Origin of the sequence: Ignatzschineria indica (assembly GCF_003121925.1) — a bacterium.
GTDB classification, from domain to species: domain Bacteria; phylum Pseudomonadota; class Gammaproteobacteria; order Cardiobacteriales; family Wohlfahrtiimonadaceae; genus Ignatzschineria; species Ignatzschineria indica.
In genome coordinates, this window is the sequence record NZ_QEWR01000011.1 from 1 (window position 1) to 1752 (window position 1752).

Annotated in this window: 2 protein-coding genes; one reads left to right on the top strand and one right to left on the bottom strand. The window is 48.5% G+C overall.

Going from position 1 to position 1752, the window contains the following annotated elements; translation table 11 throughout:
• Positions 1 to 1001 (bottom strand): Ig-like domain-containing protein (locus DC082_RS10945; RefSeq protein ID WP_239991305.1); only part of this gene is annotated, 1001 nt, incomplete at its 3' end.
• Position 1002: 1 nt separating this feature from the next.
• On the opposite strand from DC082_RS10945, the gene DC082_RS10950 reads away from it, so the two are divergent.
• On the top strand, positions 1003 to 1752 hold a 750-nt coding region (locus DC082_RS10950), incomplete at its 3' end, for a hypothetical protein (protein WP_239991306.1).

Below are 1752 nucleotides of genomic sequence, written 5' to 3' on the forward strand. Positions count from 1 at the left end.
GTTATAGGCGTCTTCTCTGAAGTGTTACCCGCTTCATCAGTTGCCGTAACATCGACTGTTTCACCATCCGTCACTGGGCGATCAAGTGTGATTTCATACTCCCCTTGTTCATTTGCAGTGCCGCTACCAATCACTTCACCATTGCTATCCGTGACTTCAACAGTAGAGCCTGACTCTGCCTTACCTGTAACAACAAGACCTTCTTCATCGATCTCTGCTGTCGGTGCTTCTGGTGCAACCGTATCCTTCTCACCGGTTATAGGCGTCTTCTCTGAAGTGTTACCCGCTTCATCAGTTGCCGTAACATCGACCGTTTCACCATCCGTCACTGGGCGATCAAGTGTGATTTCATACTCCCCTTGTTCATTTGCAGTGCCGCTACCAATCACTTCACCATTGCTATCCGTGACTTCAACGGTAGAGCCGGACTCTGTCTTACCTGTAACAACAAGACCTTCTTCATCGATCTCTGCTGTCGGTGCTTCTGGTGCAACTGTATCCTTCTCACCGGTTATAGGCGTCTTCTCTGAAGTGTTACCCGCTTCATCAGTTGCCGTAACATCGACTGTTTCACCATCCGTCACTGGGCGATCAAGTATGATTTCATACTCCCCTTGTTCATTTGCAGTGCCGCTACCAATCACTTCACCATTGCTATCCGTGACTTCAACAGTAGAGCCTGTCTCTGCCTTACCTGTAACAACAAGACCTTCTTCATCGATCTCTGCTGTCGGTGCTTCTGGTGCAGTCGTATCTGGGGCATTCACCTTCGTTGACTCAGACTCATTGCCCGCCTCATCTTTTAAGCTCACTTCAAGCTCTTCACCGTTGGTGAATGGCTTATCAAGCTCTACTTCAAAGGTACCGTCTTCGTTAACGGTCCCTTCACCCACAACATTGCCACCGCTATCTTTGACGATAACATCAGCACCCTGCTCACCTTCACCTGTCACCTTAGTAGTGGTATTGCCTTCCTCATCTTCATGATTCTCAACAATCACATTGTTAGGGGCATCAGGGGATTCTGTATCGGCATCACTGTCTGAATCTGAGTCACTCTCGGACTCTGACTCGCTCTCAGACTCGGATTCACTCTCGGACCCAGATTCACTTTCAGACTCGCTCTCGGACTCTGACTCGCTTTCGGATTCTGATTCGCTCTCTGATTCAGATTCACTTTCTGACTCGGATTCACTCTCGGACTCTGACTCGCTCTCAGACTCGGATTCACTTTCTGACTCTGATTCACTCTCGGACCCAGATTCACTTTCAGACTCGCTCTCGGACTCTGATTCGCTATCGGACTCTGATTCGCTTTCGGATTCTGACTCGCTCTCTGATTCAGATTCACTTTCTGACTCGGATTCACTTTCGGATTCAGATTCACTTTCTGACTCTGATTCACTCTCGGACTCTGACTCGCTTTCAGACTCTGATTCGCTTTCGGACTCTGATTCACTTTCTGACTCGGATTCACTTTCTGACTCGGATTCGCTCTCGGACTCTGAATCGCTTTCGGATTCTGATTCGCTCTCTGATTCAGATTCACTTTCTGACTCGGATTCACTCTCGGACTCTGACTCGCTCTCAGACTCGGATTCACTTTCTGACTCTGATTCACTCTCGGACCCAGATTCACTTTCAGACTCGCTCTCGGACTCTGATTCGCTATCGGACTCTGATTCGCTTTCGGATTCTGACTCGCTCTCTGATTCAGATTCACTTTCTGACTCGGATTCACTTTCGGATTCA